This window comes from Muribaculum sp. NM65_B17 (assembly GCF_004793735.1).
GTDB classification, from domain to species: domain Bacteria; phylum Bacteroidota; class Bacteroidia; order Bacteroidales; family Muribaculaceae; genus Muribaculum; species Muribaculum gordoncarteri.
On the sequence record NZ_SRYY01000001.1, the window covers coordinates 305,358 to 319,406 of the forward strand.

A 14,049-nucleotide genomic window follows, 5' to 3' on the forward strand; every position below is an offset into this window, starting at 1 on the left:
TTTTGTAATTTACGATTACTTGCCTTTGCGCATCATCACCTCTTCTTCGATGTTGCGTCCCTTGCCGAGGATGATTTTGTTGAAGTAGGCTTTAAGGAACCCCGTTCCGTAGCCGCCGAGCTGTATTATGCTGGCCGGCACGGCGAGTGTCGCTATCTTGATGCTGCGTGTCGAGGCGAGGGCCATGATCCATATCGCAAGCAGGTACACCGCAAGCGGCAGCAGGAACCACTGACTCACGAATATCGCAAGCAGAACCAGTGCCGCGGTGCCGAGCACGGCCATGGCAGGCAGCCAGTGCACGAGTTTCAGCGAACCGGGATAGAGCAGGTGAAGGGTGATGCGTGACATTCCGAATACGTGAACCTGCCGGAAGAACTTCTTGAAGTCGACACGGCGTTTATGGTAGACGAATGTGTCGCGTATAAGTCCTATGTTGAAGCCGGCGTTACGTATGCGGGTGCTCATGTCGATGTCCTCCGAGAACATTTCGCGGAACCCGCCCACCTTTTCATAGACATGGCGTGAGAATCCCATGTTGAATGTGCGGGGCGTGAACTTTTCAAGCTGCACCTTGCCGCCGCGTATGCCTCCTGTGGTCAGAAACGATGTCATGGAGTAGTTTATGGCCTTTTGGGTGTCGGAGAACGATTCATGTGCGGCATCAGGCCCGCCGAAGCAGTCGTAGGGCTTCTCGGCAAGAGCCTTGCGTAACCTCTCGAAGTAGAAGGGAGGTATTACGCAGTCGGAGTCGAAGAAGATGAAATATCGTCCCGAAGCGCGCTCCATTCCGTAGTTGCGTGCTATCGAGCGGCCTTCGTTTTCCTTGTAGAAATACTTTACATCGACCTTGTCTTTGTATTTTTCAACCGTTGCGTCACATGGATCGGTTGAGCCGTCCTCGACAATCACGGTTTCAAAGTCCTTGTCGGTTTGACATGACAGGCTTTGAAGCAGGTCGTCCACTTCATCGATTCGGTTATATACCGGTATTATGACTGAATATTCGGGCATAACTTATGGTGTTAGCTCATGCGTGATTTATAGTCGGAGTAGTCAAAGCGGCGCAGATAACGGCAATCGCCTTCTTTGTCACACAACACGATCGACGGGTGCTGGATGCCGTTGAACATTGTTGTCTTTACAGTGGTATAGTGGTTCATGTCCTCCAGTGTCAGTCGGTCGCCGGTCGCCAACGGTTTTTCAAACGACCAGTCGCCTACATAGTCGCCGCTCAGACATGAATTGCCTCCAAGCCGGTAGGTGGGGAGCGACGGGTCGGTTTCAACGCTTTCGGCTATTGCCGGCTTATAGGGCATTTCAAGGCAATCGGGCATGTGACATGCAAATGATGCATCGATTATGGCAGTCTTTACGCCTTGGTTATCGACTACATCAACAACCGAGGTTATCAGGTCGCCCGTGCGCCATGTGAATGCGCTTCCGGGCTCCATTATTATGTTCAGCCAAGGATAGCGTGACTTGAAGTCATGCAACAGCCCTATCAGATGCTGCACATCGTAACTTTCGCGGGTCATCAGGTGTCCGCCTCCCATGTTGACCCATTTAACCTGCGGCAGGAATTTCCCGAACTGCTGCTCAAAGGCTTCGAGCACACGTTGCAGGTCGTAGGAACTTGATTCGCACAATGAGTGGAAATGCAGCCCTTCGATGCCCTCGGGAAGAGTGTTGCCGAGCTGTTCGGCGGTTACGCCGAATCTCGAACCGGGAAGGGCGGGATTGTATATGTCGGTTTCGATTACCGAGCATAGCGGGTTGACCCTTAATCCGGGTGACACATGTTTGTTGCCGGGAGTCGCGTTATGCTTGTCGAGATCGGCTTTGAACCTATTGAACTGATTCACTGAATTGAACGTGATGTGGGAACTTCCGTTCAGGTATTCGTTGATTGTTTCAGGAGTGTAGGCCGGACAATAGGAGTGTACGTTTCCGCCAAGTTCCTCATTGCCGAGATGCATCTCATTGAGCGAACTTGCGGTGGAGTCGGTTACATACTCCTTTATTATAGGAAATGTCTTCCACAGCGCATTGGCCTTGAATGCCATTATTATGTTTACTCCGGCTTCCTGCTTTACTCGGCTTATAAGCTCGAGGTTGCGGCGAAGCTTCTCCTCGTAGACGATATAAAACGGGGTGGGGATCTCTTCTATCTTCATTGGCTTATGATTTTAAATCGTGCAAATTTCAGCAGGAGCTTCTTGACTCCTACTGTGTCAAACTCTACGGTTATGCGCACATCGGCCGCGCTGCGGTCGATTTCGGTTATGTCACCTTTACCGAAGCGGCTGTGCTCGATGCGCATACCTTCGCTCAGTTCCGAAGCCGAGTGCAGGTCTTCATCTCCGGCCGACGAGGACGAAGGTGTCGGCGTGACATTGCCGTGGGCCGAGAATGGCGAGGTGGTGCTGCGTGTCGCGCGCTCGACTCTTGGGCGCATCGACTCGCGATAGTTGTTGATGGGATTTATGAAGCTGTCGGGACGGGCGAAGTCATTGCCAGCCGACAATGCGAGGTAACGCGGATCGATGTCCTTCAGGAAGCGTGACGGCGAGCATGTCTTGGTCTGTCCGTTGCGGAAGCGTGACGAGGCATAGCTTATCATGCAGTGTGACTTGGCTCGCGTTATCGCCACATAGAGCAGTCGGCGCTCCTCCTCGATGGCCGACAGTGTGTCGCAGCTCATTGCCGACGGAAACAGTTCTTCCTCGACTCCTACAATGAACACATTGCTGAACTCAAGACCTTTTGCCGCGTGTACGGTCATCAATGTTATGCGTTCCTCCGACACCTCGTCGGAATCCTGGTCGGTTGCCAGCGACACCTCGCTCAGGAAGTCGACGAGTGACAGGCTTTCGGAACCCTCCTCGGTCTTGTTGGCAATGAACTCCTTTACGCCGGCAAGAAGCTCCTGAAGGTTCTCTTGCTTGGATATGCTTTCGGGTGTTCGGTCGCTTATAAGCGAGCTCAGCAATTGAGTGCGCGTTATGATGGCCCGTGCCACGCTCTCGGCATCGTCGCCCCGCCGGTTCATTTCGATGAACTCGGCAATCATGTCACGGAATGACAGCAGCTTGTTTATAGCCGCCTGACGAAGCCCCGTATCATATTTGTCGATATTGTTGAGAATCGCCCATGCGCTCACTCGGTTGTCCATGGCGCAGCGCATCAGTCGGTTAACCGTAGTTTCACCTATTCCACGCGCGGGATAGTTGATTACGCGTTTCAACGCTTCGTCATCATCGGGGTTGATCGACAGTCGGAAGTAGGCTATGGCATCCTTCACCTCCTTGCGCTGGTAGAACGATAATCCGCCGTAGATGCGATAGGGTATGTTACGCTTTCGCAGCGACTCCTCAAGTATGCGCGATTGCGCGTTGGTGCGATATAGCACGGCATATTCATCGTAGCTGTCGTGATTGCGCATCTTCAATTGCGAAATGCGGTTGGCCACGAGGAATGCTTCTTCGTAGTCGCTGTAGCTTTGCACCACTTCGATGCGCGCACCGATGTCGTTACGTGAGAACACATTCTTTGGAATCTGCTCCTTATTCTTGGCAATCAGCGAGTTTGCCGCATTTATTATGTTTTGGGTCGAACGGTAGTTCTGCTCAAGCTTGAATATGCGCAGGTCGGGATATGACTTTTTCAGATTGAGGATGTTGCGTATGTTGGCTCCTCGGAATGAGTAGATGCTCTGAGCGTCATCGCCCACGACACACAGATTGTGTGCGTCACCGCAAAGTTGCGACACGATGAGATGCTGTGCGAAGTTGGTGTCCTGATACTCGTCGACGAGTATGTAACGGAAATACTCCTGATAGTGGCGGCGTATTTCGGGGTTGTCACGCAACAGCAGATTGGTGTAGTAGAGCAGATCGTCAAAGTCCATTGCTCCGGCCACGAAGCATCGGTTGAAGTAGGCCTGATATATTTCACACAATCGCGGACGCTTTGCGCGGCGGTCGGCCTCCATTATGTCACGCGCTTCGGCATATTGCCGTGGTGATATGAGCGCGTTCTTTGCTGTGGATATTGCCGATGCCACGGTCGAGGGCTTGTATATTTTGTCGTCAAGCCCCATGTCCTTTATTATGGTTTTGATGAGCGACTTTGAGTCGGCGGTGTCATATATCGTGAAGTTGGGCTTGAAACCAATGCGGTCGGCGTGTATGCGCAATATGCGCAGGAATATGGAGTGGAACGTACCCATCCACAGCTTTGAAGCCGTTGCCTGACCCACTATTCCTTCGATTCGCTCGCGCATCTCGCGAGCTGCTTTGTTGGTGAATGTAAGCGCGAGTATTCGCCACGGCTCATAGCCGTGACATAGCAGATGCACTATCTTGTAGGTTAGTACACGAGTCTTTCCCGAACCGGCTCCGGCTATGACAAGCTGGGGTCCTCCGGTGTAGAGCACTGCATCCTGCTGTTGCACATTCAGTTGTTGTATATAGTCTTCCATTACGTATGCAAAAGTACGAATTATTCCTGACATTAGACATTGTATTATATGTTGAAATGCGTTACCTTTGCACTAATATAAATCTACAACTATGACAGAGGGAACACTGGAAAAATTGAGAATATTGGCGGAATCGGCCAAGTACGATGTGTCGTGTTCATCAAGCGGCACTGTTCGTCGCGGAGTAAAGGGCGACGGCATAGGAAACACAGTCGGCGGAATTGGCATTTGTCATAGTTTTGCCGACGATGGGCGTTGCATAGCCCTGCTTAAGGTTATGCTTACGAACTACTGTATGTATGACTGCGCCTACTGCATAAATCGTCGCAGCAACGACATAAAGCGGGCTACAATGTCGGTGAGCGAGGTCGTTGAGGTGACGATGGAGTTTTATCGCCGAAACTATATCGAAGGTCTGTTTCTCAGCTCGGGTGTCGTGCGCAATCCCGACTATACGATGGAGCGGCTTGCAAGGGTGGCTCAGGAGCTGCGCACCGTGCATCGCTTCAACGGTTATATTCACTTGAAGAGCATTCCCGGAGCATCGCGCGAACTTGTCAATCAGGCGGGACTGTATGCCGACCGAATGAGCATAAACATCGAAATACCCAATGAGGGGTCGCTCAAGTACCTCGCTCCCGAAAAGGACTTCAAGAGCGTGTATGAACCGATGGGATATATACGACAAGGCGTACTTGAGAATACGGAGGATCGCAGGAAGTTCCGTAACGCTCCGCGATTTGTCCCGGCGGGACAGAGTACACAGATGATTGTAGGCGCATCGCCCGAGCATGACCGTGACATACTTAAATTGTCGTCGGCCTTGTATGCCACTCCCACCATGCGCAGGGTATATTATTCGGGATACATTCCGGTCAACACCTACGATTCACGCCTGCCTGTCACGAAACAGCCGCCCCTCGTAAGGGAGAACCGGCTTTATCAGGCCGACTGGCTAATGCGATTCTATAAGTTCAGTGCCGATGAGATAGCCGATGACTCGCATCCCGACCTTGAACTTGAAATAGATCCCAAATTGTCATGGGCTTTGCGCCATCCCGAATTTTTCCCGGTCGACGTGAACCGTGCCGACTATGAAATGATACTCCGAATCCCGGGGGTGGGAGTTAAGTCGGCTACGCTGATAGTTAATGCCCGTCGTTTCCGCAGGCTCACTTCCGATCATTTGCGCAAAATCGGGGTGGTGATGAAGCGTGCGCGTTACTTCATAACCTGCGGCGAGCTTGAGGCGTGCTGTGTGGCCGATGTGTCGCCCGAATATGTTCGCCGACAGTTGACGGCCCCTGTCAAAAAAGTTGGCGACAATTCCCTTCAACTCACTCTTGACTTCGGATAACGATATGGTGACTTTTGTTTATGACGGAACATTTGAGGGGCTGCTGACAGCCATTTTCGATGCTTATTTCCGACGCAGTTTCCCCGATGAGCTGGTGAGAATCGGCGAAGTATTGCCCATGTTCTCTGACGAGGTTCACGATGTAGTGACCGACGATGCGAAGTCGTCGAGGGTGTGGAATGCCGTTACGAAGAAACTGTCTAAGGGGGCGGTGTCGGCCGTCACTACGAGTTTCCTTTGCGAGGTAAAGGAGTATGACATCACGCTTTTTCGTTTTCTATGCAAAACTATTAATTCGCCTGCCGGCATCGAAACCGATTTCAGCGACCAAGATGTTATCGAAGTGCTTAAGATGTATCGTCGGGTAAATGGCGAGGCTCACAGGGTGCTTCAGTTCATGCGGCTACAAAAGGCGGCCGACGGTACCTATTTCGGGCTTATGGAGCCGATATACAATGTAATGCCTATGGCAGTCAGTCACTTTGTCGACCGATTTTCGACAATGAGTTTCCTGTTGTATGACAAGAGGCGCGGATTCGGTTTCTATTACGACGGCAACAACGTGACACGTGTCACAATGCCCGATACATTGCAGCACATTGTTACCGGAAAGTTGTCGGAGGAGATGATGGACAGTGACGAAATGTTGTTTCAGAAACTTTGGCGCACCTATTTCAAGGCGATTGCGATAAAGGAGAGAAGCAATCCACGCAAGCAGCGTCAGGACATGCCTGTGAGATTTTGGAAATACATGACGGAGAAGAATGGTTAACGAATGTTATTATTTATATCCAGTATAAATAAAACTTAACGTATCGTTTCTCAGTTTGAGTGGAAATTCAGATATTTGCACTCTAAAATAAATGATACTGTCTATTGCATTATGAGGCTTTCTGACTTAAAGACCGGAGAATCGGGAGTAATTGTCAAGATTCTCGGTCATGGCGCATTTCGTAAAAGAGTGATAGAGATGGGTTTTGTCAAGGGCAAGATTATAAAGGTGGTTCTTAATGCACCCTTGAAGGATCCGATAAAATACAGTCTGATGGGCTACGAGTTGTCGCTTCGCCGCAGCGAGGCCGACCTTGTGGAAGTAATTCCGATAACGGAGGATGACAAACTCACAGATACTGCGCACATAAACACCATTACCGAGTGTGACGACTTCCATCCCGTGCATCGTGATTATACCGGAAGAGTAAAGACCATAAATGTTGCGCTCATCGGAAATCCCAACTGCGGAAAGACCTCGATGTTCAATATCGCCTCGGGAGCCAAGGAGCATGTGGGCAATTACAGCGGAGTGACCGTTGATGCAAAGAACGGTTACTTTGAGCACGGCGGATATCGCTTCAATATTGTGGACCTGCCCGGCACCTACTCCTTGTCGTCATATTCGCCCGAAGAGCTCTATGTGCGGCGATACTTGCGTGACGAGATGCCCGATGTGATAATAAACGTTGTCGTAGCCTCCAATCTTGAACGCAACCTCTATCTGACAACCGAACTAATCGACATGGACCGGTCGATGGTCATAGCCTTGAACATGTATGACGAGCTTAAGGCTTCAGGAGCCGAGGTCGACTACCGCCTGCTCGGAGAGATGATAGGAGTGCCCATAGTCCCTACGGTGTCACGCACCGGAAGCGGCATCGACGAGCTGTTTGACACGGTGATACGTGTATATGAAGGTCACGACAAGGCGGTGCGTCACGTTCATGTGAATCTTGGCAAAGAGGTTGAGAAGGGCGTCACGGTGATAAAGGATGCCTTGAAAAAAGACCCGGCGGTGGGTGTGCACTTCTCGCCGCGTTACCTTGCAATAAAGCTTCTTGAAAAGGACCGTGAGGTTGAGGATATAGTGAAAAACTCGCCCGACCACAAGGCTATATTCATGTTGCGTGACCAGGAACTTGCAAGAATAGAGAATATAACCGGTGAGGACATTACATCGATTATTGCAAGCGAGAAGTATGGATTCATTGCCGGCGCTCTCGCCGAAACGTTTACCGACAGCACCAAGCACGAGGCCAAGACAACCCAGCTGATTGATGCGTTTGTCACCAACAAGCTGTTTGGCTTCCCGATATTCCTGGCAATAATGCTCTTCATATTCTGGTGTACATTTGAAATCGGTTCCTATCCCATGGGGTGGATAGAGAGTCTTGTCGACTGGATTGCCGGCATGGTCAACAGGTTGATGCCCGAGGGGCCGCTTAAGGACCTTATTGCCGACGGTATAATAGGAGGAGTAGGGGGCGTGATAGTGTTCCTGCCCAATATATTGATTCTATACTTCTTCATCTCGTTTATGGAGGATTCGGGTTACATGGCACGTGCCGCATTTATAATGGACAAGCTGATGCATAAGATAGGACTTCACGGCAAATCGTTCATACCGCTTGTCATGGGATTCGGATGTAACGTTCCGGCGATAATGTCGGCTCGCGCAATAGAGAGCAAGAGCAGCCGCATAATAACGATACTGATAAACCCCTTCATGTCGTGTTCGGCACGACTTCCGGTGTACGTGCTGCTCGTAGGCACATTCTTCAGCCGCTATGCCAGTTTCGTGTTCCTGGGACTTTACCTTCTCGGAATAATCGTGGCCGTGATCACTGCCAGGTTGTTGCGCAGGTTCTGGTTCAAGACCGATGAAACTCCATTTGTGATGGAACTTCCTCCTTACCGACTGCCTACGTTTAAGTCGTCGTTGCGTCACATGTGGGGCAAGGGCGAGCAGTATCTCAAGAAGATGGGAGGCATAATATTGGTGGCAAGTATCGTAGTGTGGGCGTTGAACTACTTCCCGCTTAGAAACGAGGAATCGAGCACTCCCGAAGCTGTAGCTGCCATGGACGGTGACGATTCAAAAATCGACATAAAGCATGATTCCTATCTTGAAATGTTAGGAAAGGCTGTTAATCCGGTTATGGAGCCTATCGGATTCCATTGGCGCACCTCGGTGGCGGCAATCGCCGGCGCTCCGGCAAAGGAGATTGTGGTTTCCACTCTCGGAGTGCTTTATACTGGTGACGAGGAGATAGACGATACATCGCTTTCGGCACGACTTACGGCTCCCAATCCCATAACCGGAAAGCCCGACTTCACTCCAGCTTCGGCATTAAGCCTGATGGTGTTTGTTCTGTTGTATTTCCCCTGCATGGCTACCGTTGTAGCAATAGTGCGTGAAACCGGCTCATGGGTTTACGGAGCCTTCTCGGTCGTTTATAACACTGTTGTGGCATGGCTTGTGGCATTTTTGGTCTACAATGTGACAATTCTGGTCATTTGATGCGAATTTGTGAAATTGGACAATATTTCGTAATTTGGCATGAATTTTTTATAAGTGACATAAATTTTAGACAGATATATTTATGAAAAAAGCGTTGATAACAGGCGTTACGGGGCAGGACGGTTCCTACCTGGCTGAATTGCTCCTTGAAAAGGGCTACGATGTACATGGAACAATACGACGCTCGTCGGTGGACTATCGTGAGCGTATCGCCCATCTTGAGGGAAGGGCGCATTTCCATCTTCATTATGCCGATCTTGGCGACTCGATGAGCCTGCTGCAGGTAATTGGCAAGGTACGCCCTGATGAAATATACAATCTTGCGGCACAAAGTCATGTGCAGGTGTCGTTTGACACACCCGAGTACACTGCCAATGTCGACGCTACAGGAGTGTTGCGCATCCTCGAGGCTGTGCGCCAGTGCGGCCTGACCGACACTTGCCGCATATATCAGGCATCGACATCGGAGCTTTACGGCAAGGTTGAGGAGGTGCCTCAGAATGAGTTGACACCGTTTCATCCCTACAGTCCCTATGCGGTTGCCAAGCTGTACGGCTTCTGGATTGTGAAGGAGTATAGAGAGGCTTACGGGATGTACTGTTGCTCGGGAATTCTGTTCAATCATGAGAGTGAACGACGCGGTGAAACATTTGTAACGCGCAAGATCACTCTTGCTGCCGCGCGCATTGCACAGGGCAAGCAGGAAAAGCTTTATCTCGGCAATCTGTCGTCGTTGCGCGACTGGGGTTATGCCCGCGACTATGTAGAGTGCATGTGGCTGATATTGCAGCAGCCGGTGCCTGACGATTATGTGATTGCTACAGGTGAACAGCACTCAGTAAGGGAGTTCTGCGAGCTTGCGTTCAGTCGTGTTGGAATCAATCTTCGTTGGGAAGGTGAAGGTGCCGATGAGAAGGGCATAGACACTAAGACAGGAAAGGTTATCGTGGAGGTGTCGCCCGATTTCTATCGTCCTACCGATGTAGTGAACCTGTGGGGTGACCCGACAAAGGCTCGTAAGATGCTTGGCTGGAATCCTCAGAAGACTTCATTCCAACAGCTTGTCAACTTGATGGTTGATGCCGATATGGCCAAGGTGGCTGTGGAGCGAGCCGGCGAACAGGTGAAGATGAATCTTGAAGAGTATCTGGAAAAAGGAATTGTGAAATAGTTTAAGTTATGACCTGTGGCTTGTGACTTATTTTTAAATCATGGAGCATAATTCAAAGATATATGTTGCCGGACACCGTGGAATGGTGGGATCGGCAATCGTGAGAGAGCTTGAGCGTCAGGGTTATGAAAACATTATAACGCGTACTCACTCCGAGCTTGATCTTGTCAATCAGGCTGATGTGAATGACTTTTTTGCCGCTGAGAAGCCTGAATATGTGTTTCTGGCTGCGGCGAAGGTGGGCGGCATAGAGGCGAATCAGAGTGCGCTTGCCGATTTCATGTATGTCAACATGATGCTTGAGATGAATGTGATAAACGCCGCATGGCGCAACGGGTGCAAGAAGCTTGAATTTCTGGGCTCGTCATGCATATATCCCCGCATGGCACCGCAACCGATGCCCGAAAGCTGCCTGTTGACATCGGCACTGGAGAAGACTAACGAGGCTTATGCCCTTGCCAAGATTTCGGGACTTAAATATTGTGAGTTCCTGAATCGTCAGTACGGCACTGATTACATTTCGGTAATGCCTACCAATCTATATGGTCCAAACGACAACTATCATCCCTCCCACAGTCATGTATTGCCGGCTCTTATCAGGCGATTCCATGAGGCCAAGGAGTCGGGTGCGTCGACAGTGACATGCTGGGGTGACGGGTCGCCATTGCGTGAATTTCTTTATGTCGACGACCTTGCCAACTTGTGTGTGTTCCTGATGAACAACTATAGCGGTAATGAAACCGTGAATGCCGGTACCGGAAAGGAGCTGACGATAAAGCAGCTCACCGAACTGGTGGCAAAGGTGGTTGGCTATGAGGGCGAGATTGAATGGGATGCGACAAAGCCCAACGGAACTCCGCGTAAATTGCTTGATGTAAGCAAGGCTACGGCTCTCGGATGGCGTTACAAGACTGAACTGGAGGACGGTATCAGGCTTGCCTACGATGATTTTCTCTCCAATCCCATAAGAGCAGAACGATAATTGCCGCACAGGCAAACGAAAAATAGGCGATGCCGACCGGCATCGCCTATTTCCATTATGTCAAGATTGGAATTGTTATTCTTCGCTGTTGGACTCGGCGTAGGCCTTAAGCAACTTCTCCTGAACATCGCCGGGAACGAGTTCGTAGGACGAGAACTTCATAGTGAATGAAGAGCGTCCGCCGGTGATTGAGCTGAGTGCGGTAGAGTAGGATGACATCTCCTTTAAGGGAACACGTGCCTGAATCTTCTCAAATCCGTTTTCGCTGGACATACCCATTATTATGGCGCGTCGTCCCTGAAGGTCGCTCATCACGTCGCCCATGACATCGGCAGGAACCATGACATCGACATCGTATACGGGTTCCAGAATCTTGGGATTGGCGTTGCGGAATGCTTCGCTGAATGCGTTACGGCCTGCGAGGCGGAATGAGATTTCATTAGAGTCAACCGGATGCATCTTACCGTCGTAAATGCATACTCTTACATCGCGTGCGTAAGAACCGGTCAGCGGGCCCTGTTCCATGCGGTCCATCAATCCTTTCACGATTGCGGGAATGAATCGGGCATCGATAGCACCACCCACGATACAATTGTGAATGATTAGCTTGCCGCCCCATTCGAGAGGAATCTCCTGAGTGTCGCGCACGTTCATCTTGTACTCCTGATTTCCGAAACGATAGGTGTCGGGAGCCGGCATGCCTTCGGTATAAGGCTCAATGATCAGGTGAACTTCACCAAACTGTCCGGCACCGCCCGATTGCTTCTTGTGGCGATAGTCGGCGCGAGCTGCCTTTGTGATTGTTTCACGATAGGGAATCTTGGGCTCTTCAAACACGATGGGCAGCTTGTCGTTGTTCTCGACACGCCATTTGAGTGTGCGGAGGTGGAATTCGCCCTGTCCTGAAAGTATTGTCTGCTTAAGCTCCTTTGACTGTTCAACCTGCCATGTGGGATCCTCTTCGTGCATACGGGTGAGAATCTCGCTTAGTTTCTCGGCGTCGCTCTCGGTAACGGGGCGAATGGCGCGCTGATACTTGGGCGCGGGATACTTGATGAAATCAAAGCGATATTCGCAACCTTTCTCGTCAAGGGTGTTGCCTGTGCGTGCATCCTTCAACTTAACAGTTGCACCTATGTCACCGGCGCAAAGCTTGTCGACGGGTGTCTTGATTTGTCCGCAAACGCAGAATATCTGAGCTATGCGCTCCTTGGATCCTCGGTCGACATTGTTGAGGTCGACACCCGGAGTGAGTGTTCCGCTCATCACCTTGAAGTAGCTTACTTCACCGATGTGAGGCTCTACGGTGGTCTTGAACATGAACAACGAGAGCGGGCCCTTGCTGTCGGGCTTCACTTCATCGCCTTCAGTGTCGACCGGAGCCGGCATATCTTCTACGAAAGGAACGACATTGCCAAGGAACTCCATCATGCGGCGTACACCCATGTCCTTGAGTGCGCTGACGCAGAATACGGGATATATCGAGCGGTCAACAAGACCCTTGCGAATGCCTTCGCGCATTTCATCTTCGGAAAGATGTCCTTGGTCAAAGAACTTTTCCATCAATGTTTCATCGTTTTCGGCGGCAGCCTCAACGAGTTTCTGGTGGAGTTCCTGAGCTTTTTCCATCTCTTCGGCAGGAATTTCCTCGATTGTGGGTACGCCTCCATCAGGCCCCCATGAATATTTCTTCATCAACAGCACATCGATCATTGCGTTGAAGCCGGGGCCTACCGATAGGGGATATTGGATGGGTGTAACCTTGGGGCCGAAAATTTCGGTCATCTGTTCGATTACATTGTCATAGTCGGCCTTCTCTCCGTCGAGCTGGTTCATAGCGAAAATTACCGGTTTCTTCAGCTGGGCAGTTGTGCGGAAGATGTTCTGTGTTCCCACTTCTACACCATATTGAGTGTCGATGAGGATTACACCGGTATCAGTCACATTTAGAGCTGTAATGGCATTGCCTACGAAGTCATCGCTTCCCGGACAGTCGATTACGTTCAGTTTCTTGTTGAGGAATTCGGCATAAAAAATGGTAGAGAACACAGAGTATCCATACTCCTTCTCCACCGGGAAATAGTCACTGACAGTGTTTTTAGCTTCAATGCTGCCGCGACGTTTTATAACTCCACACTCGTAAAGCATAGCTTCAGCGAGTGTGGTTTTCCCAGAGCCTTTGCTACCAAGCAAAGCAATGTTTTTGATTTCGTTAGTTTCGTAAACCTTCATGTTATTAGAGAATTTTGAATGTAAATATTCGTTTTATTTAGTTACGAGCCGCAAATTATAAAATAATTTTGAAAAAAGCTACAAACATGAATATGTTACAAAACACAAAATAAAAATTACAAGGTGTAATCGGGGGACTTTTAGCCCCCGTACCTCAAGGTCTAATTATGGTTCGGCGAGCCATTGTCGCACCTTCGGAGCGATGAATCCTATGCACAGAACTACGCTTAGAGCGGCCATTACGACATAGGTCTTGATGTCGTCAATAGTCAGTTTGCCCGACTCTTTGATGTCGTTGTAGAAAATGCACCAGAACACTATCAGCGCCACTAATGCAATGGCATAGGCCGTGTACTCTATCCAGGAGTATATGTGAGGATCCTTGGCAGGCAGTCGGTTCATGACCTTGCGGGTGAACCAAGGATTGGCCGGTGCTGCAGGAAGCTTCTCCTTCATCAGCTGACTCAACTGCCGATCGTCAAGCGTATTGTTTTTTGAATTATTGTCAATCATTGTCAGTCATTGTTTT

10 protein-coding genes are annotated in these 14,049 nt (G+C 50.2%); 5 read left to right on the top strand and 5 right to left on the bottom strand.

Annotated features, from left to right (window positions below; genetic code table 11):
• Nucleotides 1-15 precede the first annotated feature (15 nt).
• Genes E5354_RS01360 through E5354_RS01370 form a run of 3 tightly spaced genes read right to left on the bottom strand, consistent with a single transcriptional unit; the run spans nucleotide 16 to nucleotide 4,483 of the window.
• Entirely contained in the window at nucleotides 16-1,014 is a 999-nt protein-coding gene (locus E5354_RS01360) for a glycosyltransferase (RefSeq protein ID WP_135946153.1), read from the bottom strand.
• Between the two features lie 11 nt (nucleotides 1,015-1,025).
• On the bottom strand, nucleotides 1,026-2,177 hold the full coding sequence (gene nspC, locus E5354_RS01365; RefSeq protein ID WP_135946154.1) for a carboxynorspermidine decarboxylase: 1,152 nt from the start codon (nucleotides 2,175-2,177) through the stop codon (nucleotides 1,026-1,028).
• Nucleotides 2,174-4,483, bottom strand: a complete 2,310-nt coding sequence (locus E5354_RS01370) for an ATP-dependent helicase (RefSeq protein ID WP_135946155.1) — start codon at nucleotides 4,481-4,483, stop codon at nucleotides 2,174-2,176. The genes nspC and E5354_RS01370 overlap by 4 nt, the downstream gene beginning before the upstream one ends.
• Nucleotides 4,484-4,574: 91 nt before the next feature.
• Between E5354_RS01370 and E5354_RS01375 the strand changes: the two genes are divergently transcribed.
• The 5 genes from E5354_RS01375 (at nucleotide 4,575) to E5354_RS01395 (ending at nucleotide 11,288) form a co-directional block, all read left to right on the top strand.
• On the top strand, nucleotides 4,575-5,840 hold the full coding sequence (locus E5354_RS01375) for a putative DNA modification/repair radical SAM protein (protein WP_135946156.1): 1,266 nt from the start codon (nucleotides 4,575-4,577) through the stop codon (nucleotides 5,838-5,840).
• 4 nt (nucleotides 5,841-5,844) lie between these two features.
• Complete coding sequence (locus E5354_RS01380; RefSeq protein ID WP_135946157.1) at nucleotides 5,845-6,612, top strand: TIGR03915 family putative DNA repair protein; 768 nt, start codon at nucleotides 5,845-5,847, stop codon at nucleotides 6,610-6,612.
• Nucleotides 6,613-6,723: 111 nt separating this feature from the next.
• Nucleotides 6,724-9,135 carry a ferrous iron transport protein B gene (gene feoB / locus E5354_RS01385; protein ID WP_135946158.1) on the top strand — a complete coding sequence of 804 codons (2,412 nt, stop codon included), beginning with the start codon at nucleotides 6,724-6,726 and terminating at the stop codon, nucleotides 9,133-9,135.
• 82 nt (nucleotides 9,136-9,217) lie between these two features.
• Complete coding sequence (gene gmd, locus E5354_RS01390) at nucleotides 9,218-10,306, top strand: GDP-mannose 4,6-dehydratase (RefSeq protein ID WP_135946159.1); 1,089 nt, start codon at nucleotides 9,218-9,220, stop codon at nucleotides 10,304-10,306.
• A gap of 37 nt (nucleotides 10,307-10,343) precedes the next feature.
• Entirely contained in the window at nucleotides 10,344-11,288 is a 945-nt protein-coding gene (locus E5354_RS01395; protein WP_289860137.1) for a GDP-L-fucose synthase family protein, read from the top strand.
• A 75-nt stretch (nucleotides 11,289-11,363) separates the two neighbouring features.
• On the opposite strand, the gene E5354_RS01400 is transcribed toward E5354_RS01395, so the two are convergent.
• Together E5354_RS01400 and E5354_RS01405 are read right to left on the bottom strand one after the other, a co-directional pair.
• Nucleotides 11,364-13,520, bottom strand: a complete 2,157-nt coding sequence (locus E5354_RS01400) for an elongation factor G (protein ID WP_123396557.1) — start codon at nucleotides 13,518-13,520, stop codon at nucleotides 11,364-11,366.
• Between the two features lie 165 nt (nucleotides 13,521-13,685).
• Entirely contained in the window at nucleotides 13,686-14,033 is a 348-nt protein-coding gene (locus E5354_RS01405) for a hypothetical protein (RefSeq protein ID WP_135946160.1), read from the bottom strand.
• Between the last annotated feature and the right edge of the window lie 16 nt (nucleotides 14,034-14,049).

What these genes read in the sequence shown, in the direction of transcription:
- E5354_RS01360 (WP_135946153.1), bottom strand. Translation starts at nt 1,014, where the DNA reads ATGCCCGAATATTCAGTCATAATACCGGTATATAACCGAATCGATGAA.
- nspC (WP_135946154.1), bottom strand. Translation starts at nt 2,177, where the DNA reads ATGAAGATAGAAGAGATCCCCACCCCGTTTTATATCGTCTACGAGGAG.
- E5354_RS01370 (WP_135946155.1), bottom strand. Translation starts at nt 4,483, where the DNA reads ATGGAAGACTATATACAACAACTGAATGTGCAACAGCAGGATGCAGTG.
- E5354_RS01375 (WP_135946156.1), top strand. Translation starts at nt 4,575, where the DNA reads ATGACAGAGGGAACACTGGAAAAATTGAGAATATTGGCGGAATCGGCC.
- E5354_RS01380 (WP_135946157.1), top strand. Translation starts at nt 5,845, where the DNA reads ATGGTGACTTTTGTTTATGACGGAACATTTGAGGGGCTGCTGACAGCC.
- feoB (WP_135946158.1), top strand. Translation starts at nt 6,724, where the DNA reads ATGAGGCTTTCTGACTTAAAGACCGGAGAATCGGGAGTAATTGTCAAG.
- gmd (WP_135946159.1), top strand. Translation starts at nt 9,218, where the DNA reads ATGAAAAAAGCGTTGATAACAGGCGTTACGGGGCAGGACGGTTCCTAC.
- E5354_RS01400 (WP_123396557.1), bottom strand. Translation starts at nt 13,520, where the DNA reads ATGAAGGTTTACGAAACTAACGAAATCAAAAACATTGCTTTGCTTGGT.
- E5354_RS01405 (WP_135946160.1), bottom strand. Translation starts at nt 14,033, where the DNA reads ATGATTGACAATAATTCAAAAAACAATACGCTTGACGATCGGCAGTTG.